Origin of the sequence: Rhizobium etli 8C-3 (assembly GCF_001908375.1) — a bacterium.
In the GTDB taxonomy this organism is placed as follows: Bacteria; Pseudomonadota; Alphaproteobacteria; order Rhizobiales; family Rhizobiaceae; genus Rhizobium; species Rhizobium etli_B.
Map to the genome: position 1 here is coordinate 2,274,247 of NZ_CP017241.1, position 24,020 is coordinate 2,298,266.

At 60.5% G+C, this 24,020-nt stretch carries 22 protein-coding genes; 14 read left to right on the forward strand and 8 right to left on the reverse strand.

Annotated features, from left to right (window positions below):
* Positions 1 to 20 precede the first annotated feature (20 nt).
* From AM571_RS11590 to AM571_RS11625, 8 genes are all read left to right on the forward strand, one after another.
* Positions 21 to 1,136: an ABC transporter substrate-binding protein gene (locus tag AM571_RS11590; protein WP_074061523.1), complete on the forward strand. Its 1,116-nt coding sequence runs from the start codon at positions 21 to 23 to the stop codon at positions 1,134 to 1,136.
* Between the two features lie 68 nt (positions 1,137 to 1,204).
* Positions 1,205 to 2,149: an ABC transporter permease gene (locus AM571_RS11595; protein WP_074061524.1), complete on the forward strand. Its 945-nt coding sequence runs from the start codon at positions 1,205 to 1,207 to the stop codon at positions 2,147 to 2,149.
* Positions 2,146 to 2,946 (forward strand): ABC transporter permease, encoded by an 801-nt coding sequence (locus AM571_RS11600; protein WP_074061525.1) that lies wholly within the window; start codon positions 2,146 to 2,148, stop codon positions 2,944 to 2,946. Before AM571_RS11595 ends, AM571_RS11600 begins: the two co-directional genes overlap by 4 nt.
* Before the next feature lie 40 nt (positions 2,947 to 2,986).
* Positions 2,987 to 4,315 carry a histidinol dehydrogenase gene (gene hisD, locus AM571_RS11605; protein WP_074061526.1) on the forward strand — a complete coding sequence of 443 codons (1,329 nt, stop codon included), beginning with the start codon at positions 2,987 to 2,989 and terminating at the stop codon, positions 4,313 to 4,315.
* Between the two features lie 2 nt (positions 4,316 to 4,317).
* Positions 4,318 to 5,331 (forward strand): zinc-dependent alcohol dehydrogenase, encoded by a 1,014-nt coding sequence (locus tag AM571_RS11610; protein ID WP_074061527.1) that lies wholly within the window; start codon positions 4,318 to 4,320, stop codon positions 5,329 to 5,331.
* Between the two features lie 59 nt (positions 5,332 to 5,390).
* Positions 5,391 to 6,122: a histidine utilization repressor gene (gene hutC, locus AM571_RS11615; RefSeq protein ID WP_074061528.1), complete on the forward strand. Its 732-nt coding sequence runs from the start codon at positions 5,391 to 5,393 to the stop codon at positions 6,120 to 6,122.
* Between the two features lie 115 nt (positions 6,123 to 6,237).
* The gene (locus AM571_RS11620; protein ID WP_196776331.1) at positions 6,238 to 7,458 is read left to right on the forward strand and encodes a hypothetical protein; all 1,221 of its coding nucleotides are present in this window, start codon (positions 6,238 to 6,240) and stop codon (positions 7,456 to 7,458) included.
* 1 nt (position 7,459) lies between these two features.
* Positions 7,460 to 8,611, forward strand: coding sequence for an alpha-hydroxy acid oxidase (locus tag AM571_RS11625; RefSeq protein ID WP_074061530.1), 1,152 nt, complete (start codon positions 7,460 to 7,462; stop codon positions 8,609 to 8,611).
* 101 nt (positions 8,612 to 8,712) lie between these two features.
* Here the strand turns inward: AM571_RS11625 and AM571_RS36195 are convergent, their stop codons facing one another.
* Together AM571_RS36195 and AM571_RS11630 are read right to left on the reverse strand one after the other, a co-directional pair.
* On the reverse strand, positions 8,713 to 8,856 hold the full coding sequence (locus tag AM571_RS36195) for a hypothetical protein (protein ID WP_155774432.1): 144 nt from the start codon (positions 8,854 to 8,856) through the stop codon (positions 8,713 to 8,715).
* Between the two features lie 137 nt (positions 8,857 to 8,993).
* Positions 8,994 to 9,533, reverse strand: a complete 540-nt coding sequence (locus tag AM571_RS11630) for a Pycsar system effector family protein (protein WP_074061531.1) — start codon at positions 9,531 to 9,533, stop codon at positions 8,994 to 8,996.
* Positions 9,534 to 9,647: 114 nt separating this feature from the next.
* Between AM571_RS11630 and AM571_RS11635 the strand changes: the two genes are divergently transcribed.
* From AM571_RS11635 to AM571_RS11650, 4 genes are all read left to right on the forward strand, one after another.
* Positions 9,648 to 13,292, forward strand: a complete 3,645-nt coding sequence (locus AM571_RS11635) for a FecR domain-containing protein (protein WP_074061532.1) — start codon at positions 9,648 to 9,650, stop codon at positions 13,290 to 13,292.
* A complete protein-coding gene (locus AM571_RS11640) occupies positions 13,292 to 15,274 on the forward strand; it encodes an adenylate/guanylate cyclase domain-containing protein (protein WP_074061533.1) in 1,983 nt (660 codons plus the stop codon). The genes AM571_RS11635 and AM571_RS11640 overlap by 1 nt, the downstream gene beginning before the upstream one ends.
* Positions 15,275 to 15,349: 75 nt before the next feature.
* Positions 15,350 to 16,051, forward strand: a complete 702-nt coding sequence (locus tag AM571_RS11645) for a fumarylacetoacetate hydrolase family protein (RefSeq protein WP_074061534.1) — start codon at positions 15,350 to 15,352, stop codon at positions 16,049 to 16,051.
* 10 nt (positions 16,052 to 16,061) lie between these two features.
* Positions 16,062 to 16,592 (forward strand): gamma carbonic anhydrase family protein, encoded by a 531-nt coding sequence (locus AM571_RS11650; RefSeq protein WP_074061535.1) that lies wholly within the window; start codon positions 16,062 to 16,064, stop codon positions 16,590 to 16,592.
* Between the two features lie 16 nt (positions 16,593 to 16,608).
* Here AM571_RS11650 and AM571_RS11655 read toward each other — a convergent pair whose 3' ends face one another.
* Genes AM571_RS11655 through znuC form a run of 3 tightly spaced genes read right to left on the reverse strand, consistent with a single transcriptional unit; the run spans position 16,609 to position 18,672 of the window.
* Positions 16,609 to 17,007 carry a Fur family transcriptional regulator gene (locus tag AM571_RS11655; RefSeq protein WP_074061536.1) on the reverse strand — a complete coding sequence of 133 codons (399 nt, stop codon included), beginning with the start codon at positions 17,005 to 17,007 and terminating at the stop codon, positions 16,609 to 16,611.
* Positions 17,004 to 17,816 (reverse strand): zinc ABC transporter permease subunit ZnuB, encoded by an 813-nt coding sequence (gene znuB / locus AM571_RS11660; protein WP_074061537.1) that lies wholly within the window; start codon positions 17,814 to 17,816, stop codon positions 17,004 to 17,006. The genes AM571_RS11655 and znuB overlap by 4 nt, the downstream gene beginning before the upstream one ends.
* The gene (gene znuC, locus AM571_RS11665; protein WP_074061538.1) at positions 17,809 to 18,672 is read right to left on the reverse strand and encodes a zinc ABC transporter ATP-binding protein ZnuC; all 864 of its coding nucleotides are present in this window, start codon (positions 18,670 to 18,672) and stop codon (positions 17,809 to 17,811) included. Before znuC ends, znuB begins: the two co-directional genes overlap by 8 nt.
* Before the next feature lie 100 nt (positions 18,673 to 18,772).
* Between znuC and AM571_RS11670 the strand changes: the two genes are divergently transcribed.
* Complete coding sequence (locus AM571_RS11670; RefSeq protein WP_074061539.1) at positions 18,773 to 19,759, forward strand: zinc ABC transporter substrate-binding protein; 987 nt, start codon at positions 18,773 to 18,775, stop codon at positions 19,757 to 19,759.
* Between the two features lie 281 nt (positions 19,760 to 20,040).
* Here AM571_RS11670 and AM571_RS11675 read toward each other — a convergent pair whose 3' ends face one another.
* Positions 20,041 to 20,778 carry an adenylate/guanylate cyclase domain-containing protein gene (locus AM571_RS11675; RefSeq protein WP_074063202.1) on the reverse strand — a complete coding sequence of 246 codons (738 nt, stop codon included), beginning with the start codon at positions 20,776 to 20,778 and terminating at the stop codon, positions 20,041 to 20,043.
* 167 nt (positions 20,779 to 20,945) lie between these two features.
* Here AM571_RS11675 and AM571_RS11680 point away from each other — a divergent pair, with 167 nt between their 5' ends.
* A complete protein-coding gene (locus tag AM571_RS11680; protein WP_074061540.1) occupies positions 20,946 to 21,596 on the forward strand; it encodes a glutathione S-transferase family protein in 651 nt (216 codons plus the stop codon).
* Positions 21,597 to 21,851: 255 nt separating this feature from the next.
* Here the strand turns inward: AM571_RS11680 and AM571_RS11685 are convergent, their stop codons facing one another.
* Positions 21,852 to 22,352, reverse strand: coding sequence for a GNAT family N-acetyltransferase (locus AM571_RS11685; protein WP_074061541.1), 501 nt, complete (start codon positions 22,350 to 22,352; stop codon positions 21,852 to 21,854).
* Between the two features lie 2 nt (positions 22,353 to 22,354).
* Positions 22,355 to 23,968 carry a glycoside hydrolase family 43 protein gene (locus AM571_RS11690; protein ID WP_074061542.1) on the reverse strand — a complete coding sequence of 538 codons (1,614 nt, stop codon included), beginning with the start codon at positions 23,966 to 23,968 and terminating at the stop codon, positions 22,355 to 22,357.
* Between the last annotated feature and the right edge of the window lie 52 nt (positions 23,969 to 24,020).

Below are 24,020 nucleotides of genomic sequence, written 5' to 3' on the forward strand. Positions count from 1 at the left end.
CAGCCAGAGGAGAATGTATAATGTCGCATGAAAAGTTCCTGTCCGCGCAAATTCGCCGCCGAACACTGCTTGCGTCCATGGCCGCAGCCGGCGCCTCGGCCGGCCTCTCGACGCTTGGCGCGAGCCGCGCCTTTGCCCAAGAGCCGGAAAAGCCGGCCGAAATCATCGTTCGCGCCTGGGGCGGCAGCTGGGTCGATGCTCTGAAGGCCGGCGTGTCCGACAGCTTCACCAAGATGACTGGCATTGCCGTTCGCCACGACCTGACCGAGGACAACGAGATCCAGCCCAAGGTGTGGGCTGCCGTCGCACAGAAGCGTGTCCCGCCGATCCACATCAACTGGGATACGACGACCAACGCCACCAAGTCGGCGCTGCGCGGCGTGACTGAGGACCTGTCGGATCTGTCGAACATCAAGAACACCACCGACCTTGCCAAGCCCGTGGGGCTCGACGGCTATCCGATCGTCAACACCTACGGTTATGTCTACGTGCTCGCCTATCGCCCGTCGGCCTTCCCTGATGGTGCGCCGAAGTCCTGGAAGGATCTGCTCGACCCCAAACTTAAGGGCCGCATCGCTCTATACAACGACGGCATTGGCTTCCATTTTCCGGCCCAGGTCGCCGGTGGCGGCAAGCTGGAGGATATTCCCGGCAACATGCAGCCGGCCTGGGACTTTATTTCCAAGATCAAGGAACAGCAGCCGCTGCTCGGCGAAGACCCTGACTTTACTACCTGGTTCCAGAAGGGCGAGATCGACGCCGCATGCACCATTTCGACCAATGCGCGCGAAGCCAAGAAGAACGGCATCGAGATCGCCTGGGTCGTGCCGGAGGAAGGGGCCAAGTTCGACACCGACGGCCTTTGGATCCCGAAGGGCTTGCCGGAAAACGAGCTTTACTGGGCCAAGCAGTACATCAACCACGCCCTGACCAAGGAAGCCCAGCAAATCTGGCTGGACGGTCTCGGCCTCCCAGGCGTCGTCCCCGGCCTGACACCGCCGGCTGATCTCGTAGGCGATCCGTCCTATCCGACCAAGGAAGAGGACTTCAAACACCTGATCCGGATCTCGTCCAAGGTGCAGGTCGAAAACGAGAGCCAGTGGTTCGCCAAGTTCAAGGAAATCATGCAGGGCTGAGGCCCTGTGCGCCCGCCGCGTCCTCTCTGGCGGCGGGCAACCTCCTTTCGTGAAACAGGATTGGTAACATGCGCGCCTCCCCCGCCGCATATCCCCTGACATGGCGCGTCATGGATGTGCTCGAACGCCTTGCGGCGATGGTCTGGCCGTCGAGTTTCCAGCGAGGCCTGCCCTATCTCATGCTGGCGCCGGCGCTGCTGCTTGTCGGACTGCTTGTGCTCGGCCTTTTTCAGATCGGCGACGCCAGCCTCCGGACGCTCGACACCACTACCTTCCTGATGTCGGAAAGCTATACGCTTGCCAACTACCAGCGCGTGCTGTCGGAGAGCTTCTTCGCCACAGTGGCCGGACGAAGTCTGATTGGCTCTGTGATCGTGACCGTAGTCACGCTGCTGTTCGCCTTTCCATACGCCTATCTGATGGTGCGTACGCCTTCATCGGCGCTCCGCAAGTTCCTGCTCGTGGCGCTCTTCCTGCCATTCTTCATCGGACAGGTGGTGCGGGCCTATGGCTGGCTCATCATTCTCGGAAACCAGGGCATGGTCAACGAGGCGCTCGGTCTTGTCGGCGTGTCGCCTATGCGGCTGCTTTACAACTATCCGGCGGTTCTGTTCGGCCTTGTCCAATACATGCTGCCTTTCGCCGTGTTGATGCTGGCTCCGGCGCTCACGGCGATCCCGACCGAGTTGGAATCCGCAGCCGCCTCCCTCGGTGCCGGCTGGGTCCGAACCTTCCGCCATATCGTCCTGCCGCTTTCGCGGCCAGGACTCGTCGGTGCGGGTCTCGTGGTCGTCACGCTCTCGCTCACCGATTTTGCCATTCCCGCCATCCTCGGCGGCGGCACCCAGGATTTTATCGCCAATGCGATCTACGACCAGTTCTTCCGCACCTCCGACCAGGGTCTCGGCGCGACGCTTTCGCTCATGCTTGTCGCCGTCGGCTCCATCCTCGTCGGCGTCGTTTTCATGCTCTTCGGCGCGGGCACGCTTGCCATGGGAGGAGACCGCAAATGATCGACAGCCGAAGCAAGTCCATCGTCATCTGGGCTTTCGTCGCAACTGCCCTCGTTATGCTCTCAGCGCCCACCATTGTGGTGCTCGGGGCCTCCTTCACGGCCGGAAACATCATCACTTTCCCGCCTGACGGTCTGTCGCTCAAATGGTATGGCGCAATCGCGCAGGCGAGTGATCTCCGCCAAGCCTTCCTGCGCTCGCTGATCGTCGCCACGATCTGCACGGTGATTGCCATTCCCGCCGGCACGCTCGCCGGCATCGCACTCGCCAAGTATCGGGTGCGGTTTGCGCGCTCCATCCAGATCTACCTGCTGCTGCCCTTTACCATTCCGCTGATCGGTTCCGGCATCGGGATGATGCTTGTCTTCGGCCAGATGAACGTCCTCGGCAAACTGTGGCCCGTGGGCATCGCCTGCTGTGTGATCAATCTGCCCTTCATGATCTGGGCCGTGACGGCGAGCGCTAGCAACCTGTCGCCCGATCTCGAACTGGCTGCGGCCAATTGTGGAGCCCCGCCCCTGCAGCGTTTCCTGTACATCACCCTTCCGGCGGTGCTGCCGGGCGTGATCACCGGATCGCTGTTGATGTTCATCCTCGCGCTCAACGAGTTCCTGGTGAGCCTGCTGCTGGTCGATGCCCGAAGCGTGACGCTGCCGGTGCAGATCTACAATTCCATCCGCTCGATCATCACACCAGATTTGGCCGCAATCTCCGTGGTGTTCATCGCCTGCGCCGGACTTGCGATCGCACTGCTCGACCGACTGGTCGGTCTCGACATCTTCCTCAAATCGAAATGACCCTTCTGCCCTGCACGGGCCAGACATCAAGGACAAGACGATGACATCAGTGTCTTTCTATGAATATTCCAAGCTGAACGCCGAGGAAAAGGCCGCGCTGCTGCGCCGCTCGGAAACCGACATATCGAGCTTCATCGAGAAGGTCACGCCGATACTGGAAGCCGTGCGTATCGAGGGTGACAAGGCGCTCGCGCGCTTTGGCCGAGAACTCGACAAGGCCAATGTCACGGAAGCCAATCTCAAGGTCAGCGAGGCGGAGTTCGACGCGGCCTTCAAGTCGGTCGACGCGAGCGTCATCGAGTCCATCCAGTTTGGCATCGACAATATCCGCACGTTCCACGAGGAGCAGCGCCCGGAAGCCATGTGGCTGAAGGAAATCCGCCCCGGCGCCTTTGCCGGCGACCGCTTCACGCCCATCCGGTCGGTTGCGCTCTACGTGCCGCGCGGCAAGGGATCCTTCCCGTCGGTGACGATGATGACCTCAGTTCCGGCCGTGGTCGCGGGCGTCCCGAACCTGGCGATCGTCACGCCACCAGCACCTGACGGTTCGGTCGATGCCGCAACCCTCGTTGCCGCGCGGCTTGCCGGCGTCGAAACCGTCTACAAGGTGGGAGGCGCGCAAGCCGTGGCGGCGGTTGCCTACGGCACCGAAACCGTCAAACCAGCGCTGAAGATTGTTGGCCCCGGCAGCCCGTGGGTGGTCGCCGCCAAGCGCTCGCTGGCGGGCGTCATCGACACCGGTCTTCCCGCCGGTCCGTCCGAGGTGATGGTCCTTGCCGATGACACCGTCCATGGTGGACTTGCTGCGCTCGACCTGCTGATCGAGGCAGAACATGGCCCGGATTCGTCGGCCTATCTCGTTACCCACAGCCGCCGCGTCGCCGAAGAGGCGCTCGCAGCCCTTCCCGAACACTGGGCGAAAATGACCGAGCAGCGGGTCGCCTTCTCCAAGGCCGTGCTCACCGGCAAGACGGGCGGCGTGGTGCTCACCTCCTCACTCGAGGAAAGCTATGCGTTCGTCAACGCCTACGCGCCGGAGCATCTTGAGCTGTTGTCGGAAGAGCCCTTTATCCATCTCGGCCACATCACCGAGGCGTCCGAAATCCTGATGGGCACCCATACACCGGTCAGCATCGCCAATTTCTCGCTCGGCCCGAACGCGGTGCTGCCGACCAGCCGTTGGGCGCGCACGTTCGGTCCGCTCTCTGTCACTGATTTCGTCAAGCGCAGCTCGATCGGTTATGTCACGGCACCCGCCTACCCGGAATTCGCAAGGCATTCCCATAATCTGGCCATCTACGAGGGTTTCTCCTCGCATGCGCTTGCCGTCTCACCGGTACGCGATGCTTACCTGAAGAAAGGTGCCTAACCATGAAGGCCGTGCGGCTCTACGACGCCCGGGACTTGCGAGTGGAAGAGATGCCTCAGCCATCGGCTCCGGCGTCGGGCTTCGTCAATATCGAGGTCAGGGCCGCCGGTATCTGTGGCTCCGACCTTCACAACTACCGTACCGGCCAGTGGATCTCGCGCCGACCCTCGACGGCAGGCCATGAATTCTGCGGTCGCGTGACCGCGGTCGGAGAAGGCGTTGGCCATCTTGTACTCGGCGATGTCGTGTCGGCGGACTCACGCATGTGGTGCGGCACCTGCCCGGCCTGCAAGAGCGGCCGCAGCAATGTCTGCGAGACGCTCGGTTTCGTCGGCGAGGTTTGCGACGGCGGCTTTGCCGAGGCGGTGCAACTGCCGGCGCGCCTGGTCGTCCGTCACGATCCGCAGCTTTCGCCGCATGTCGCCGCCATGGCCGAACCGCTGGCCGTGGCCTTGCATGCCGTACGTCGCCTCGCCGCCCCCGACGGCGAACCGGTTCTCGTCGTCGGCTGCGGCACGATCGGCGGGTTGAGCGCCCTTCTTCTCTCCCGGCTGCATGACGGCCCGCTGCTACTGGCCGATCTGAACGCCGAGAGGGCCGCCCTCGTTGCCGACGTAACCGGCGGCACGTTTGTTGCTCTCGACAAGGCGGCGATCGAAGCCGTACTTTCCCGCGGACGGCTGCGCCATGCGCTGGATGCCACAGGCAGCATCCAGGCGATTGTCCAGGCGCTCGACATCCTGTCGGGCGGCGGAGCGCTGGCGCTCGTCGGGATCAGCCACGGCAAGCTCGACTTCGACCCGAACCTTCTGGTCGAGCGGGAGATATCGCTGGTCGGTTGCCATGCCTTTGCCGACGAACTGCCCGAGGCCATTGGGCTGCTTGTCGATCTCGCGCCCGCGCTGCAGCGGTTCATCGAAGTGGTGCCGGCGCTCGACGAGGTTCCCGCAGCCTATGAACGGCTGTTGAGAGGCGAGAGCAAGGCGCTGAAGACGATCATCGAGGTGACGGGCTAGTCCGGCCCGTCATGTCATCTGAATGCCGGCCTGTCAGGCGGCGCTGGAGACCTGGCCCCATGAACACTCTTTCCGATTCCGCGTCACCCCTCTACGAGAAGGTGAAGGATTTCGTCCTCGGCAATATTGGTAGCGGAAAATGGGGGCGCAACGCTCGCCTTCCGTCGGAGAACGAACTCGTCTCGACGCTTGGCGTCTCCCGCATGACCGTTCACCGGGCGCTGCGCGAACTCACCTCAGAGGGGCATCTTCGCCGCATCCAAGGCGTCGGAACCTTTGTCGCGCCACCGAAGCCGCAATCGACGTTGATCGAGATCAGCAACATTATCACCGAGATCAAGGCGCGCGGCAGCCGGCACCGGGCCGAGGTGGTCGTCCTCGAACGTATCAAACGACCGGAGCCAGAGCTACTGCTTGCCTTCGAGTTCGAGACGGTGAAGCCCGTCGACCACTCGGTCGTCATCCATTTCGAGAACGACCTGCCGGTCCAGCTTGAGGAACGCTTTGTCAATCCCGCCCTCGTTTCCGGCTATGTCGAGCAGGATTTCAGCGCCATCGCGACCTACGACTATCTGCAGAACGCCACCCCGCTGACCGAAGTGGAACACCTCATCAGTGCCCTGCCGGCCAGCGCGGACCAGGCGCGCCTGCTGCATATCCGTCCCAACGAGTGTTGCCTTGTCCTCCACCGCAAGACCTGGTCCGGCCCGGTCATCGCCACCGTCAACACGCTGACCTATGTCGGCAGCCGCTATTCGCTCGGCAGCCGCTATCTGCACGGCAGCAAGTGACCGCGGGTCCTTTTGACCAGAAGCCCCATCCGGAAAGAACGCCATGAGCCAGCCCACGAGCCGCACTGCCGAAATCAGGAAGATCGCCAAAACCGGGGACGGCAAGGCGGAACAATTGCTGGCCGAGCTTCTGCGCGACCTTTTCAGGATTGAGGCGAGGAATGTTGTGATCAATCACGACCAGTACAGCCTCAATTCGCTTAACGGCTTCTTCGAAACCGCCGATGGAGCCTTCTTCTTCAAGTTCCACCAGGAAGAGGGCGAAGAGGCCATGAGCGGTGAATATTACCGCGCCGACATCCTGGCCCGCGCCGGCCTGCCCGTGGACCAGCCGCTGCTGATGTCGGTGCTTCCGGGCGAACAGATCCTCGTCTATCACAGGCGGACCGACCCGCGCTTTTCCGATGTGCTGCGGGCGCTGGACTTGAAGGACGACCCTGCAGCGCGAAAAAGGGCTGTCGAAGCCGAACGCAGGCTGAGCGAAGCCGTGCTGAAAGTCTATCTCGACACGTTGCATCCGGTGAGCGCCGGGGAGGTTGCGGCCGAGCCGATCCACCGGCTGTTCTATGAACGCCTCATTGACCCTCCGACCGGCGCCTATCCGGGCGGGCGCATGGCGAGCTTCTACGTCGGCAAGGACTTTTCCTTGCCCGGCCTCATGCTGAATTGGGAGGCGTTTTCACGCTGCCGTTTTCTTGTCAATGGCATTGAATACCGGGACAGCATCGGCACTCTTTTCGACGCCGCGCACGAGAGACTGAGCCCGTTGCGGCTCGCAGATGCGGGTGGGGTGACGGCACATGGCGACGCCCACAACGCGAATGTCTGGTACGAGGACCGCGATGGCGAGGCCAGCTTGTCGTTCTTCGACCCCGCATTTGCCGGCGAGAACATTCCGACGCTGCTTGCCGAGGTGAAGACCACCTTCCATAATATCCTCGCCCATCCACTATGGCTCTACGATCCGGCCATGGCGACCGAACAATACGAGGCGAGCGTGGTACTTGACGGCGATCTGCTGCGGGTGACGACCGATTTCGAGCTGAGCCCCGTCCGGCGCGCGCTGCTAGACGTGAAAGCTGAAGCCTTGTGGCGTCCGCTGCTTGCCGAACTGAAGGCGCGGGGCATGCTTCCGGCCGACTGGCGCCGGGTTATCCGGCTCGGTCTCTTCCTCTGCCCGACGCTGGTGATGAACCTGCGTGCCGGCGCTGCGAGCCACAACCCGGTTTCCTCGCTGATCGGCTTTTCCATCGCGGTCGCGGCCGGCAGTGAGCCGGTGGCAGGGAAAGATGACATTTCCAGCTTCCTCGACCTGATCGATCCCGACAGAGACTGACATGAACCCGGTCAACATCCACGACTTCCGCGATGTCGCCCGGCGGAAGCTGCCGAAGATCTTCTTCGACTATATCGATGGCGGATCCTTCGAGGAGGAAACGATGCGGGCGAACCGATCGGACTTTTCCCGCATTGCCCTGCGCCAGAACGTCCTGGTCGAACCGCGGCCGCAGGACCTCTCGACGACCTATCTCGGGCGCCGCCATCCCCTGCCCTTCATGCTCGGTCCAGTCGGATTCCTCGGTCTCTATTCCGGCAAGGGCGAGATCAAGGCCGCTCGAGCAGCGCATGCCGCCGCCATTCCCTTTTGTTTGTCGACCTTTTCCATCGCCTCGCTGGCCGATCTGCGCGCAAAGACGGACGGGCCGCTCCATTTCCAGCTCTACGTTCTTAATGACCGCTCGCTGTGTGAGGAATTTCTCGACTCGGCGGAGAAGGCTGGCGTCGATACTCTATTCGTCACGGTCGATACCGCCATAACCGGCATCCGCGAGCGTGACGTGCGCAACGGCTTTCGTTCTCTCACTCGCGTCACACCGGCGCTTCTTGCCCGTCTGCTGATGCGGCCCCGATGGCTAGCCGACATCGCCCTCACCGGTATGCCGTCGGTCAGGGCAATCGAGCACCGGCCAGAATTCGGCCGCGGCGCGCTGGAGCAGGCGGCCAATCTCTCGCGTCGAATCGACAAGACGCTGTCGTGGAAGGACATTGCCTTGTTGCGCGAGCGTTGGACGGGCAAGCTTGTGATCAAAGGAGTTCTCACACCCGAGGATGCTGTGTCCGCCCGCGACCTTGGCTGTGATGGCGTGGTGATTTCCAATCACGGCGGACGTCAGCTCGACGGGGCCTCGAGCACGATCCGCGCCCTGCCCGGCATCCGCGCTGCCGTCGGAAACGACTTCTGCCTGATGCTCGACGGCGGTATTCTTCGTGGCGCGGACGTCATCAAGGCGATTGCGCTCGGAGCTGACGGCGTAATGCTTGGCCGGGCATATGCCTACGGCCTCTCGGCCGCCGGCGAGGCGGGGGTCGCCGAGGTGATCGCCATCCTCGAGCGGGAGATTTCGATCAGCCTTGCGCTGATGGGCATTGCGTCCATCGATCAGCTGAAAGGCTCAGGGAGTTCCGCTGTCGTACGGTATGAGACTTGATAGGGCCTCGCAACTTCGACAGTGGTTGCTTCGCTAGACTCGGGAGTAGCAAAGCGCTCGATCCGTTGTTCTCCAGCGCTGATTCCCGGCCTGAACTGACCTCAATTTGGTATCTGGTACACGGCAACAGCGCCAAATAGTTGTTGAATAATCAACAAATTCGCACCGTCCGTCCAGTCGATCATCGGCGCAACGGAAAACACCGGGCCATTGGAATAATGCCCCTTTCCGTCTGCCACAGACATCCTGCCGCCTTGCGTGATTTTAAGCTCGATCTCGTTTCGCTACCGCCCCGCGCTCGACCGCAGCATGGTGAGCATAGCTCACGCGGGACGAGGGATTCTAGCGAAGAAATAGGACCAAGGCCAGCTTGGGCCGCCGCTTAAGCGGCAATGAGCAGGAGCACATAGGCAATGACGGTCACCATCAGCCCGCGGAAGGCGAAGGTCACGCAGCGATATTTTCCTCGGGCGATTGCCGAAAGAATATCGGCATTGTTCAGATACTCGTTGAAAAGATAGACCTCGTCCCGGCGCTGCGCTGCATCCCAGAAGCGATGGCGGTGCTTGCCCCATGACCCCCAGAACAGGGAGGTCGACTTGTTAACGTGGCGCGGCAGCACTGCGAGGATGGCCGATATGATTGAAAAGACCGAGGCCGCGGCAAGCAATCCCGAGAAAAGCATGCTCTGCTGGTACCCGTTCACATAGCGCTCCAAGGTAAATACGCTGCGAACCTCACTCGAACTAACCAAGAATGCGAGCATGAAAGTAAAAATATAGGCAGCTTTCTGATCTGAAATCTTGATCTGGTCGTAAAATATATCGTTAATTTTCTTTATGTGATCAAAATACTCTGCACCTATATCCTCTGTCGAGGGCCCACTCCTCATAAGCTCAGCCGCACTTTCAAAATCGGTCACGTTCTCAACTCCAGCCTAAAAGTGTTTCCGTGATATTACACTTCACAGCCAAAGCAATAGCGCGCATGCAGCGCATCTTGACTTTTCAACTTCATATAGACAAACGCATTAGACATGAGGGGAAAATTCATCAGTTCCATGTCCGCCGTTACGGCGTTGAGCGTGGCGTGCTGTCTTGGGCGGCCGGCAGCCGCTGAACCCGTACGCCGCGCGGCACCGGCTGCAGGCTCCGTGATCGACCGCAGGGTCGGCGAGGAAGTCCGGTTCGTCGACCTGTCCAACTGGCAGAATGTCGACCTTAACCAGGAGCTTTTGGGCGGCGACGTGCTGCGTACCAATGCCACCGGCCAACTCGCGGTCCTGTTCGCGGACCGCACGCAGGTACGCCTCGGCCGGAATTCGTCGCTGCAGGTCAAGCAGATGGCGCCGGCGGGCGATACGATCCTCAACCTCCAGTCCGGCACGATGTGGGCCCGCGCCCAGCGCGGCGGCTCGGGCCTGACCGTCCAGACACCGGCCGCAGCAGCTGCCATCCGCGGCACCGACTGGACGCTGACGGTCAAGGGAGACCAAACCTCGCTGATCGTGCTGGAAGGCCGCGTCGAGCTGAAGAACGAGCACGGTAGCGTCGAGGTCACGCAGGGCCAAGCGGCCGTCGCCACCATCGGACAGGCGCCCCGCAAGCTTGTCATCGTTGCGCCGGACGACCGCGAGCAGATGCTGTTCTACCTGACGCTGCGCGGCGGTTTCACCTTCATGCCCGCCTCGCCGCTTCCGGTCCAGAAGATGCGCAGCGAACGCAGCCGCATCGAAGCCAGGGCACCTGAGGCAAGAAGTGCGGAGGACTGGCTGACGCTTTCAGAGGTACAACTGTCACTCGACGGCCGGCAGAAGGCGCAGGAATCGCTGGCGAATGCGCGCATGTTCAAGCTTTCCGCCGCCCAGCGCGCTCGTGCCGACCTGATCGACGCCCTGATTGCCGGCGCCGAAAAGCGATATGACGAGGCAGCAAAATTGTTCTCGCGGGCTGAACGGGTGCTCGATCCGCAGCGCCGGAGCATCGCGGCCTATGGCAGCTATTATTCGCGTTCCCTGCGTGATCCCAGTCATGCCGAAAAGCCGCCGGCAAACGTCACGGGCCCCTATTCTGCCGTGATGAAGGCTTACACTTCAGGGTTCCTTGAGGACATCCCGGCCGCGATAGCGACGATGAAGCAGGCGGAAGCGCGATATCCCAACGATTCCACCCTGCCCGCCTTGCGCGCCCAGCTCGCGATGCTGATCAACGACCGAGTCCAGATGAAAGAGGCGATCGACCGATCGCTCTCGATCGACCCGACCGATCCCAATGCGTTGCAGGCCCGAGCCCGCATGCGCGCCGATTATGAAGGTAATCTCGATGGCGCGCTTATGGACCTGAACAATGCGATCAGTATCGCGCCGGGCTCGTCCAGCGCCTGGAACGACCTCGGCCTGCTCCAGGATGCCCGCGGTGCGACGCGCGAAGCGGAAGCCGCGCTCAAGAAGTCCATCGAGCTTGATCCAGACGATCCGGTTGGCCATGCAAATCTCGCGATCCTCTATCTCGACCAGTCGCGTATGAAAGAGGCCAAGCGCGAGATCGATTTGGCGCTTGCCGCCGACCCTGCCTTCAACATCGCCATTTTGGCACGCGGCCGCTATTATCTGCAGATGAACGAGAGGGAAAAAGCGGTCGATGACCTGCTCGCCTCCTCGACTGCCAACCCCGGCTATTCGCAGGCCCAGCTCATGCTCGCCGCCGGCCACTACGAGAATGGCGACCGCGAAGCCTCCAGTCAGGCGCTCGATAATGCCGATCGGCTGGACAAGAACGATCCTTCTGTCGCAGCATTCCGCGCAGCCGTCGCAATAGACGACTATGACTCAGATGGCGCGATGAAGAGTGCCCGTGAATATCTCAAGCGATCGCGCGCGCGGGGAGGATATTACGCCTCGCTTGGAGCCAACCAAAACGGCGGCTCGACGCTCAATGCAGCTTTTCGCCTCCAGGGTTTGGACGCCTGGGGTCAATACTACGGCGATGCGGTCTTCGATCCGTTTTCGGGCAGCAGCTATTTCGACCAGACTTTTCGTGGAAGCGTAAACCCGCTCGCCAATTCATTTCTTTATGGCGGGAACGTGGTCACCAACACCGCAAACGCGTCATCCTATTCATCCTTCATTCAAGGATTATTGTTTGATCCCCACATGCTTTCGGGTCGCTCGCGGTCGGCAAATCTTGCGCGCATGCCCTTCCTGGAAGGCTCGATTGGCGCTGGAACGACGCTGACGCAAGAAAGTGCGGGCTCGTTGGGTGAGGCTGAGATCCAGGGCTTTTCCAATGAACCCCGGCCCATCAGCTTCTTCGCAAATTTCCAGTGGGAAAAGACCTCTGACACGACACGCGAATACAATAACGGTGCGCTTGATTTAAACACCGATACGAAGCTTGTCGCCGGCAATGGCTACGTGACGGCATCGATAACTCCGGACGATCGTTTCGTCGCATTCCTCAATCATTCAGATTCAAAATACGATCTCGACATTCCGTCCAGAGCATTTCTGCCGCTGGTGCCAGGCCTCTACTATGGCCTTGATAACCAATTTACCATTGCCGGCGTCGGCTTGAGCCATACTTTCGGATATCGGAACGTCGTAAATTCAGCTTTCTTCTATTCATCAGTTGATTCTTCGATGGATCAAAACATTCTCGTTCCGCCACTAATTCCCGGTCTGTTTTCAAGCCTAATACTCACTAAGCAGGAAAATTACGTCGGCGCGATAAATCACACCTACGGTATGGACGACCTGACCTGGCGCTATGGGATCGAAGGAGGATGGATCGACACAGAAACGACCACGGGCGTTTCATTCGCTGGTATCCCTCTCGGTGAGGTCGAGGAACGCACCGGTACTCGCTATGGCAAGGTATACATCGATCTCCTTCACGAGACAACGCCCGATTTGACGGCGCAGTACGGGCTCTTCGGGACCTTTTACCAAGGCGACGAGGTAGACATTCAACGTCTCGAGCCCCGTATAGGAGTCGCTTGGTCGCCGGCGGTGGGCCATTGGCTGCGAGCCGGTTACTTGCGACAAGGCACGAACGGGACCACGCCGACCCTTGCCCCGGTCGGCATCGTCGGCCTGCAGCCTAACACATTCGGCACCGATCTTTCAGGGTATGCGGATACGTTCACTGTTCGATGGGATGCTGAATGGAATGATTGGTTGTTTACGGCTGTAGACTTCCAGCATCAGGAACTCCGCGACCTCTCAATCGACAACATCATTGCTCTGGAGAGCTTTGACACCCGCAAAGCGCGCGCAGATCGTGCTTCGTTTACAGCAAACGTTGCTTTGGGACATGGGTTTGGCTTGGCTGCGACATACGCCCTCAGCGATTCCGAAGATAACGATCCGTCGAGCGGCGGTTATGGACAAGAATTGCCATTCCTTCCAAGGCACTCGGGACAAATTGCCCTCACCTGGGTGAACGAAGCCAATGTGAAAGCTACGCTTGCGGCCAACTACGTCGGCGAACGCCATGGCGATCAGTCCGACGAGATTCTCGATGATTACTGGACGCTCGATGCAAATCTTGTCTGGGAGCCACTTGATAAGCGGTTCGCACTCGAAGCAGCAGCTTACAATCTGCTTGATGAGGATTTTGAGGTCGCCTCAGGATTCAATGGCTGGGGCCGCGTGTTCAAAGGCACGCTTGAAATTCGCTTCTGATGATCGCGGTCGCAGATACCGGGCGCAAAATACGCCAACCAGGCTGGCCGTTCAGCAGCCGACCGGTGCGGCTGGCGGTTCTGGTGCTTTTGACGCTGATTGCCATTTCGCTGCTATCGCGTCTGCCGGCCTGGTCGCTGCTGGAACTGCGGAGCTTCGATTATCTTTCGACCGTCGACGATCCGCTGCCGCCTGCTGATGCGCCGGTGATCGTGGCGATCGACGAGCCGTCGCTTGCGGAGATCAACGAGCAATGGCCCTGGCCGCGCAGCCTGCATGCCCGGCTGATCCGGCAGCTGCGCGCAGCGGGCGCCAAGACAATCGGCCTCGATATCATCATGGCCGAACAGTCTTCGCGAGAGGACGATGCCGCAATAACTGCGGCCGTTGGGCCGGACATTGTGCTTGCCGGCGACGAAACGCTGATCCAGACGCCGCAGGCCGACCAGTTGATCCGCGCCACGCCGATGCCGCAACTGACGGAAGCCGGCGCGAGAACCGGCATCGCTTCGATCGATCTCGGCGGCGACGGCGTCTTCCGCACCATCCCGCCCTATCAGGACGGCTTTGCCATCACCCTTGCGCAGGCAGCCGGGACGGCACCGGGCCGCCTGCCCGCCAACGCGCTCATTCAGTCATTCGGACCATCACGAAGTTACCCGACGGTTTCTTATTATCAGGCGCTGGACCCAGAGAACTTTCTGCCGAAGGATTTCTTCAAGGACCGCGTGGTACTCGTCGGGCTCAGCCTGCAGAATGCGCCGGAAATCGACAAAGGCGGTGCAGATGCCTTTGCCACGCCTTACACGGTCCATACCGGCAGACTGATCGCCGGCGTCGAAATCCAGGCGACGATCTATGACAACATCGTGCACCGTTATTCGATCGAGCTGGCGCGCCTTCCAGTGGTTGCCTTCGCCATTCTGATCGCCGCCATCCTCGCTGCAGCGACCGTCTGGAAATCCACGGGCTGGCCGACATCCGCCGCCACGGTTGTCTTCATCGGTGTCGCGGCGGCGCTGAGCTATGCCGGCATCCGCTTCGGCAATCTGTTCGTCTCGCCGCTGGGGCCGGTCGTAGCTTATGTGTCGGTCGCCTTCGGCCAGGCGGCATTCGATTTTGCCGAAGAGCGACGCAAGAAGAAGCAGATCACTCTCGCCTTCTCGCAATATATATCGCCCGATCTCGTCAAACGGCTTTCCGAGGATCCATCACAGCTGAAGCTCGGCGGCGAGCGGCGGACGCTATCGGTCCTGTTTTCGGACGTGCGCGGTTTCACGACGATTGCCGAAACGCTGAAGGACGATCCGGAGCAGCTCACCGGCCTCATCAACCGCCTCCTGACACCGCTTTCCGATGTCGTGATGGATCACGCCGGGACGATCGACAAGTATATGGGCGATTGCATCATGGCCTTCTGGAACGCGCCCCTCGACGATGCGGATCATGCGCTGCATGCCGTTGCGGCCTCGCTCGCGATGCAAGAAGCGATCGCAAGCCTGAACAGGCAGCTCGAGAAGGAGGCCAGGATAAACGGAACGCCGCTGCATGCGCTGAAAATGGGCGTCGGCATCAATACCGGCGAGTGCGTTGTAGGCAACATGGGCTCGCACCGGCGTTTCGATTATTCCTGTCTCGGGGACGCGGTCAATCTCGCCTCGCGCCTGGAGGGAGTCTCGAAAAATTATGGTGTCGCTCTGCTTCTCGGCGAGCAGACTGCAAAGCTTGTGGCAGACACCTATACCGTCGCCGAGCTCGACCGTGTCATGGTCAAAGGCAAGACGCTCCCCACGCCGGTTTTCACGGTGCTGCATCACGCAGATGCCGCGTCGCTGGCAGCGCACCAGGCTTTCGTCGAAATGAAATATGCGGGCAGGCTTTCGCCGAACGATCCCGTATTCGATACGCTGCCGCAGGCGATCCCCGAACTTGCGGCCTATTATCAGATCGTCCGCAGCGATGTCTCGGGCACGGAAGGATAATCGTACCGTTGCGCTTTCCCCGCTTGCGATTTTCCGTTTAAGATCGTCGGATTCGATAACAGCTAGAGCATCTCAATGTCAGCAAGAAGCCCCGCTACCGTCATTCCGCTTCCGCAGCCGGTTCTACTTCCCATCGAAGGCAGCAGCGACGTCTTTCCGGTACGCCGCGTCTATTGCGTCGGGCGCAACTATGCCGATCACGCAATCGAGATGGGGCACGACCCGAGCCGCGAGCCGCCGTTCTTCTTTCAAAAAAACGCTGACAACCTGCTGCCTCCCGGCAAGCCATTCCCCTATCCGTCCCTTTCCACTGATGTGCATTACGAGGCAGAATGCGTGATTGTGCTGAAATCCGGCGGCGGGAACATTCCCCTCAGCAGCGCGCTTGACTGCATCTATGGCTATGGCGTCGGCATCGATTTCACCCGCCGCGATCTGCAGGCCGAGGCAAAGAAGCTCGGCCGTCCCTGGGAAGTGGCAAAGGCCTTTGAATACTCGGCACCGGTTTCGGCAATCGTACCTGCAAGCCGCCTCGGCCATCCGGAGGCGGGCCGCATCTGGCTCGACCACAACGGCAAGCGCGTTCAGGACGGCGACATGAAGCAGATGATCTGGAAGATGCCGGAAATCATCGCTGAGCTCTCCAAGCTCTTCGTCCTGGCGCCCGGTGACGTCATCATGACCGGCACGCCGGCCGGTGTCGGCGCCGTCGAGAAAGGCGATCGCGTCGAATGCGGCATTGATGGTATCGCGACGCTTGCCGTAACAGTCGCCTGAGGAGATTGCCATGCCCGTTTACACGCTTGGGGGATTGTCGCCGAAATTGCCGCCGAGCGGGCTCTACTGGATTGCGCCTGACGCGCATGTAATCGGGCAGACGGAGCTTGGCGAAGGCGTCGGCATCTGGTTCGGGGCCGTGCTTCGCGGCGACAACGAGACGGTCACCGTCGGCAGCAACACCAATATCCAGGAAGGCGCGATGCTTCACACCGATCCGGGCTTTCCGGTGACGATCGGCCAAGGCTGCACCATCGGTCATCACGCGATCGTCCACGGCTGCACGATCGGCGACAATTCACTGATCGGCATGGGCGCAACCGTCTTGAACGGCGCGAAGATCGGAAACAACTGCCTTGTCGGTGCCAATGCCCTGGTGACGGAAGGCAAGGCATTTCCCGACGGTTCACTGATCGTCGGCTCGCCTGCCCGCGCGATACGGACACTCGATGAAAAGGCGATAGAGGGGCTCAGGCGCTCGGCGGAAAAATATGTCGCCAACTGGCAGCGCTTCGCCCGCGACTTGAAGCGGATCGACTAGCCGGCGAGGAATTGTACTAGGCGGCGCAGGTCTCGCAAAGACCGCGGATTTCGATCGTCGTCTTCTCCGCCTTGAACTTCTTGCCGCGGGTCCAGTTCATCAGCCGGTTATCGACGTCGTGATCGTGGAATTCCATAACATGGCCGCAGCTTTCGCAAATCGCGAAGGCAACGGTGCCGTGGCTGTGGCAATTCTCGTTCGGATGAGCGCAGACAACGAAGGAATTGATACTCTCCAGCCGATGCACGACGCCATATTCGAGCAGCTTCTCCAACGCACGGTAGACCTGCAGAGGGGCGCGGAACCCGTGGTCGCGCAACTTGTCGAGGATGGTATAGGCGCTGAGCGGGCCGTCGGCCTTTTCCAGCACGTCGAAGACCAGCGCCTGGTTCTTGGTCAGTTGAGGTGCGTTCATGAGCCTTGTCCTTGCGGTTCCTTGCGCCCCAGCCGCGGCAGCAGGCTGAAGATGAAGAGAATGAGTGCGGCAACCACGATCGACGGGCCTGACGGGGTATCGTAGGTGAGCGAGCCGAACAGGCCGCCGACGACGGCGGCAGCACCGATCAGAGACGCGAGAACGGCCATGAACTCCGGTGTCGACGAGAAACGGCGGGCCGCGGCCGCCGGGATGATCAGCAGCGACGTGATCAGCATTATGCCGACGATCTTCATGGCAATGGCGATGACGATCGCCATCAGGAGCATGAAAAAGAGCTTCGCCCGTTCCGGTTGCAGCCCCTCGGCTTCGGCAAGCTCGGGGTTGACGGTCGACGCCAACAGCGGACGCCAGAGCCAGGCGATTGCAGCGACGACGAAGAAGCCGCCGCCCCAGATCAACGCGATATCGCTTTTCGCGACGGCGAGGATATCGCCGAAAAGGAAGGCGATGAGGTCGATGCGCACCCAACTCATGAAGGCGACCATGACGAGCCCGATCGCCAGCGTCGCGTGCGACAAGATGCCGAGCAGCGCATCGGCCGACAGCGCCTGCCGCTTCTGCAAGAAGAGCAACAGGATCGAAACTGTCGCCGCAACAGCAAAGACGGCTAACGTCAGGTTGAACTCAAAGAGCAGCGACAGCGCAACACCAAGCAGCGCGGAATGAGCGATCGTATCGCCGAAATAGGCCATGCGCCGCCAGATGATGAAGCAGCCGAGCGGCCCGGTTGTGAGCGCCAGGCCGACACCGGCAAGGATCGCGCGGACGAAGAAATCGTCAAGCATGGCGCTCTCCCGCATGATGGTGGCGCTCGTCATCGAAGTGATCGTGATCGTGGTGATGGCCGTCGTCGGGATGGCAATGATCCGTCACCGAACCATCTGAATGCAGCACGCGGCCGTCCGGCAGATGCGTGTGGTCGTGGTGGTGGCTGTAAACGGCGAGCGTCTTTGCCGCACGGGTGCCGAAGAGTCGCACATATTCCGGGCTCTGGCTGACCGTCTCCGGCGTGCCACGGCAGCAGACATGGCCATTGAGGCAAATGACCGTATCGGTCTCCGCCATGACGACATGGAGATCATGCGAGATCAAGAGGATTCCGCAGCCGGTGGAATTACGGATCTGCTTGATGAGATCGTATAGCGCGATCTCGCCGGAGAAATCGACGCCCTGAACCGGTTCATCCAGCACGAGCAGATCGGGCTTGCGGGCGATGGCACGCGCCATCAGCGCCCGCTGGAACTCGCCGCCGGAAAGGTGCTGCACCTCGGCATTCAGCATATGAGCCATGCCGGCGGCCTCGAGCGCGGCCATCATCTCGCCTTCGGGAAGCGAGCCGGTCAGTGTCATGAGGCGCCGGACGGTGAGCGGCAGCGTCCAGTCGATCGCAAGCTTCTGCGGCACGTAGCCGACCTTGAGGCTGCTTGCTCGCTCCACCTTGCCCTCATCTGGCTTCAAAATGCCGATCGCCGCCTTGGCGCTTGTCGATTTTCCGGAGCCGTTCGGGCCGATCAGGGTGACGATCTCGCCGCGTGAAATCGAAAAATCCACGCCCCGGACGAGCCAGCGGCCATCCCGCCGGACACCCACATTGTGGAGAGAGACCAGCGGCTCCGAAGCAGGGTTTGCGGGAGATAACATCATTTTTCCGACAGTGCTGTTGCCTCATGCTATCGCACACGTTATAGCATTACGCAATTGATGTAATAACATTACAACTGAATTCAAGCGGAGCGTGAACATGAAAATGGCTATCGGCCTTTCCCTGGCGATCTCGGCAGTCCTGCTGGCCGGCGCATCCAAGGCGGCGGATGCACCGGCTGTCGTAACCTCGATCAAGCCGATCCATTCGCTGGTTTCGGCAATCATGCAGGGCATCGGGACGCCCGAACTCATCGTCGATGGCCCCGCCTCACCGCATACCTACAATCTCAAGCCGTCGGACGCGAGCGCACTGCAGAGCGCCAAGGTGATCTTCTGGGTTGGTCCCGGCCTCGAAGCGTTCCTCGAAAAGCCGCTGGAATCGCTGGGCTCCGGCGCCAGCATCGCCGAGCTGGAGGATGCGCCAGGCCTCGTGAAGCTGAAGTTCCGCGAAGGCGGCGCCTTCGAACCGCACGGTGATGGCGACGAGGCGGAAGCCGGACATAAGCATGAAGAGGCCGGGCACGATCATGACACGCATGCGCAAGACGATCACGCTCACGGCGAATTTGACACGCACCTCTGGCTCGACCCGATGAACGCCAAGGCCATGGCTGCGCAAATCACCACGACGCTGGTGGCCGCCGATCCCGCCAACGCGCTGACCTACCAGGCCAATGCCAAGGCCCTCGACGGAAAGATCGATGCGCTCGACCAGGAAATTACCGGCATCATTGCCCCGGTGAAGGACAGGCCTTTCATCGTCTTTCACGACGCCTATCAGTATTTCGAGCACCGTTATGGCGTCCGCGTCGCTGGCTCCATTACGGTGAGCCCGGAAAACATGCCCGGCGCCGAGCGCGTATCGGAGATCCACAAAAAGGTTGCCGACCTCAGCGCCACCTGCGTCTTCGCCGAACCGCAGTTCGAGCCGCGCCTGGTCGGCGTCGTCATCGAAGGAACCAATGCGAAAGCCGGCGTGCTCGACCCGGAGGCAGCAACGCTGGAGGCAGGTCCCGATCTTTATTTCACAATGATGCGCGGCATCGCCAACAGCTTGAAGGATTGCCTTTCGCGCGAAAGCTGAGCCGCAAAGGCGAGCGTTTATGCTCGCCTTCTTCGCAAGGTGGCCACTGCGCACAGCATGACGGCGATGAACTCAGGCCGCTTCGCTGCATCTTTAAGGAGCGTGAACCGTTGCCGCCGATCGAGGGACTGAGCGAACCCACGGACAATGAGGCTGCGTCCCGGGGAGTCTCGCCAGGGAAGATACTGCTATCTGCCGCGCAAAAGCTGCGTTGGAAACGGAAAGCCGCCTGAGAAATCGCGCCCGGCCCTCAATCTCAAGGACGCGGCATTCAACGGTTTTCAGATCGAGTAAAGCGCAATCGGCTTCTCAAAGCCCTTCAAGCGATATGCCCGACCTTTGCTGTCGGCCGTTTGGCTCTGCGCCCGCTCGCAAACGGCCTTGGTGACGAGAATCCGCCCTGCGTCAGCAACCGACTGCGCGCGAGCAGCCGTATTCACAACAGTTCCAATCGCAGTCAGATCGCGATGCGATCGGCCGAACTCTCCGAAGCTGGCCTCGCCGGAATCGATGCCTATACCAACACCGAATTCACTTCCGTCCAGGCCGGCACCTTCAGCGATGTGACGTTCACGACGCAACTGGCAGCGGCGCTGAATCTCCCGGGCAGCGAGCACAGCACGTGCGGCGTGGTCCTGGTGGTGGATCGGAAAGTTGAATATAGCCATGATGGCGTCCCCGACCGTCTTGTTGAGAAGGCCGTCATATTCCCAAATTGCTGTGGCGCATTCATCGTAGAAATCATCCAGCAGCGAGGAGACAATATCTGCCGACAGCGACTGCGAAAGCGTCGTATAGCCTCTCAGATCTGCAAAAAGTACGGATACATCAACATTAATCTTGCGGGCTTTCATCACGCGCGTGAACATAAGTTCGCAAATCGTGCAGGTGTTCGGATTCATCCGGCTCGGCCGTATGCCGAAGGCGCGGAAGGGAATGGAAGCCAGTCCGTGCAAGGGCACCGGGAGACGCATCTGCTGCCAGCAGCCCTTGCAAATCCTGGATTGAGAAAACGACATCTTGCCGCCGCCCTGTTTGCGTGCCGTTTTGCGACTTTCGCACATCCGGGCCAGAAAATCTTCAAAAAAGCCCGTATTTGCGTTGTAACGGCGACCGCGCGCAGACATGGGATGTCGGATTCTCGTCGAGCCACTCGTCTTCAAGACACCAGACGTGGAGAACAGCGATGACTATTACGATTACGGCCTTTGAACGGTCGCCCGATAGAGGCAAGGGACTGGCGCGCGACATGCGCGTTCGCTGGGCGCTCGAAGAAGTTGGCGAGCCTTACGAAGTTCGCCTGCTTTCGTTTAAAGCGTTGAAGAAACCCGCGCATCTCGCGCTACATCCTTTCGGGCAGATCCCGACCTATGAAGAAGGCGATCTCGCCCTGTTCGAGTCGGGGGCAATCGTGTTCCATATCGCGGAGTGCCATGCAGGTTTGCTGCCAGACGATGCGAATGCCCGGGCACGGGCGATCACATGGATGTTCGCGGCGCTCAATACGGTCGAAACGCCGATCTTCGACCGCGCCCTCTCCAAGATTCTCGAGCGCGACGAGCCTTGGTACGAGCAACGTCTGCGTGTGCTCGAAGACAGCATTCGGAAGCGGCTGGGCGGCCTTTCCAGTCGTCTTGGCGATGCCGCCTGGCTGGACGGCGAGTTCAGCGCCGGTGACCTTCTGATGGTGTCGGTGCTGCTCAGGTTGAAAGGATCCGGTATACTGGAGGAATATCCGAACCTTTTCGCCTATGTCGCCCGCGGTGAAGCGCGGCCCGCATACAAGCGTGCTTTCGCCGCTCAGTTGGCGGTCTTCACTGCCGCATCGACCGGCTGACAAAGATCGGCTCCCAGGCAATCATGCGTCGTTCGCTCAGCCATGGGTCCTCATGCCAAAGCAATCGGCGTAATCAGGAAGGAAACGGAAAGCAGAGTTGTGAATATCTTCTTCATCGGGTGAACCTCATGTTTGCACGCCGAAGCTAATTTCACGAAGGTGAACCAAAGCTGAAGATAAAATTAAACTTTTCTAATAAAAACCGCCACTTGCAAGTTTATTCTTATATATTAGTTTCGCTTTTTGATCCGCATTTCAAGCCTCGCTGAAGATCAAAGCCATGTTGACGACGTCGATATAGCGGCCGTCGATCCGAACGGCGTCCTTGCTCACGCCCTCGCTGACGAAGCCAGCCTTCTCGTAAAGACGGATTGCGCGGGCGTTGTCGGCATGGACGCTGAGCTCCACCCGTATGATGTTGTATTCCCTTGCCTGCTTGAGCGTTGTCTCCATGAGGCGCGAGCCGATGCCCTGTCCGCGATGGGCAGAGATGATGCCCATGCCGAGCGATCCCCGGTGGGCATGCGACGGAAAGGAATGTCGCCGGATATCGCACCACCCCACGACTTCACCGTCCCTCACGGCGACAAATTGCGGATGCTTGTTCTCGATCATGTCGAGCACGAATTCCCGTGTGCCTTCGAGCGGAGGAGCCTCAAGGAAGGTGAGATACCTTCGCTCACGCGAAACAACGTCGAGAGCCTGGTGATAGCTCTCGATGTGTCGCACGGCGATCGGTTCGATCACGATAGCCATTTTCAAAGCTCTTCATAACTGAACCAGTCGAAATCGGCTGTCTTGGCGCGGCCCGATGTGTCGAAGGCGAAGACGCCGGCGAAGGCACCGGTGAAGGAGCCGTGCTCTCCGCGGCCACCCTCGTCGGAGACGACGCCGGCATCGAGAACCGCGCCGATCGGCTGCCAGGCGCCCTTTCCTTCCGTCTGCCAGAAGAACTGCAGGTCGTTGTCGCGGATTTCCATGGAAAGCTGCACGCGGCCTTCCGCTGGAAGGGCGACGCCGCTGCCAGCCGGAAAGCTCAGTCGACCGTTTGGATAATCCCCGTTGCAGGAAAGGATGGTGACGCAGCGGCCGAGTTTCTCGTGCAGCGTCACGCCTATGGCATGCAACTTGTGGCGATTGTAGTAATGCGTCAGGCCGGCGACCTGCTGGTAGGTGTCCGGGTCGAACTCCACAACAGTCTCGGCGCGGAAACTGTGATGCTCCTGGCGGCGGGCGACGAGCGCCTGCTCGAACCATGAGCCGATGCTTTCGCGGGCGATGAGGCGCAGATGGCCGGGGCGCGCCGTGAGATCGAAGATGCGCTGCGGCTTCGGCGTGCGCAGCCACTGGAAATCCGCAGGTAACGTGCCGCCATCGAAACTGTATTCGGTGCGAATGGGTTTTTCGGTGCTAACTGCACCCTTGGGACCCGGAACTTCGACATCGGGCACCGTCGTGCCGTTTTCGAGGTAGAGCCAGTCGTCCGCCTTCCACACGCATTTCTGGAGATTGGTTTCGCGGCCAAGCGTGCAGCGGCGCTTCGGCGGGAGCGGCCGCCCGCAGAGATGGGTGTGATAGACTTGCCCATCGGGCGTCTCGACATACTGCCCGTGCCCTGCCCGCTGCAGAACGGCTTCCGGATTGTCCTTGGAAGTGATGAGATGGATATTCGGATGCATCTCGTAGGAACCGGCAATGTTGCGCGAACGCGCCATGGTGACCGCATGATCATAGCCCGTGCCGCCTTCGGCGGTCGTTAGATAATAGTAGCCGTTGCGCTTGAAGAGATGCGGGCCCTCGACGAGGCCGAGCGGGCTGCCGGCGAAAATGTTTCTGATCGGACCCTTCAGCGCCTTCGTCACCGGATCCCATTCCTGCAGCAGGATGCCATCGAAGGCTGGATGCTTGGGCGCACCGCCATAGCTTTCCGTGCGGTGGTTCCACTGCATGTTGAGAAACCACTTGCGGCCATCGTCGTCATGGAAGAGCGAGGGGTCGAAACCGGAGGAGTTGACGTAGACCGGATCAGACCAGCGGGCCTCGATTGTCGGCGAGGTGACAATGTAGTTGTGCGCGTCCTTGAAGTTGCCGTCGAAGCGCTTGACGTCTGTATACACCAGCCAGAACTGCCCATCGGCATAGGAAAGACACGGCGCCCATACGCCGCAGCTATCAGGATTGCCGCGCATGTCGAGCTGCGATTGGCGCTCCAGCGGACGGCGCACCAGTGTCCAGTTCACCAGATCGCGCGAATGATGGATCTGCACGCCCGGATACCATTCGAAGGTCGATGTCGCGATGTAATAATCGTCGCCGACGCGGCAGATAGACGGATCGGGATTGAAGCCCGGCAGAACGGGGTTGCGGATCATAACGGCTGCTCCTCCGGATAGCCGCAGACTGCGGCACGTACATCAGACTGAA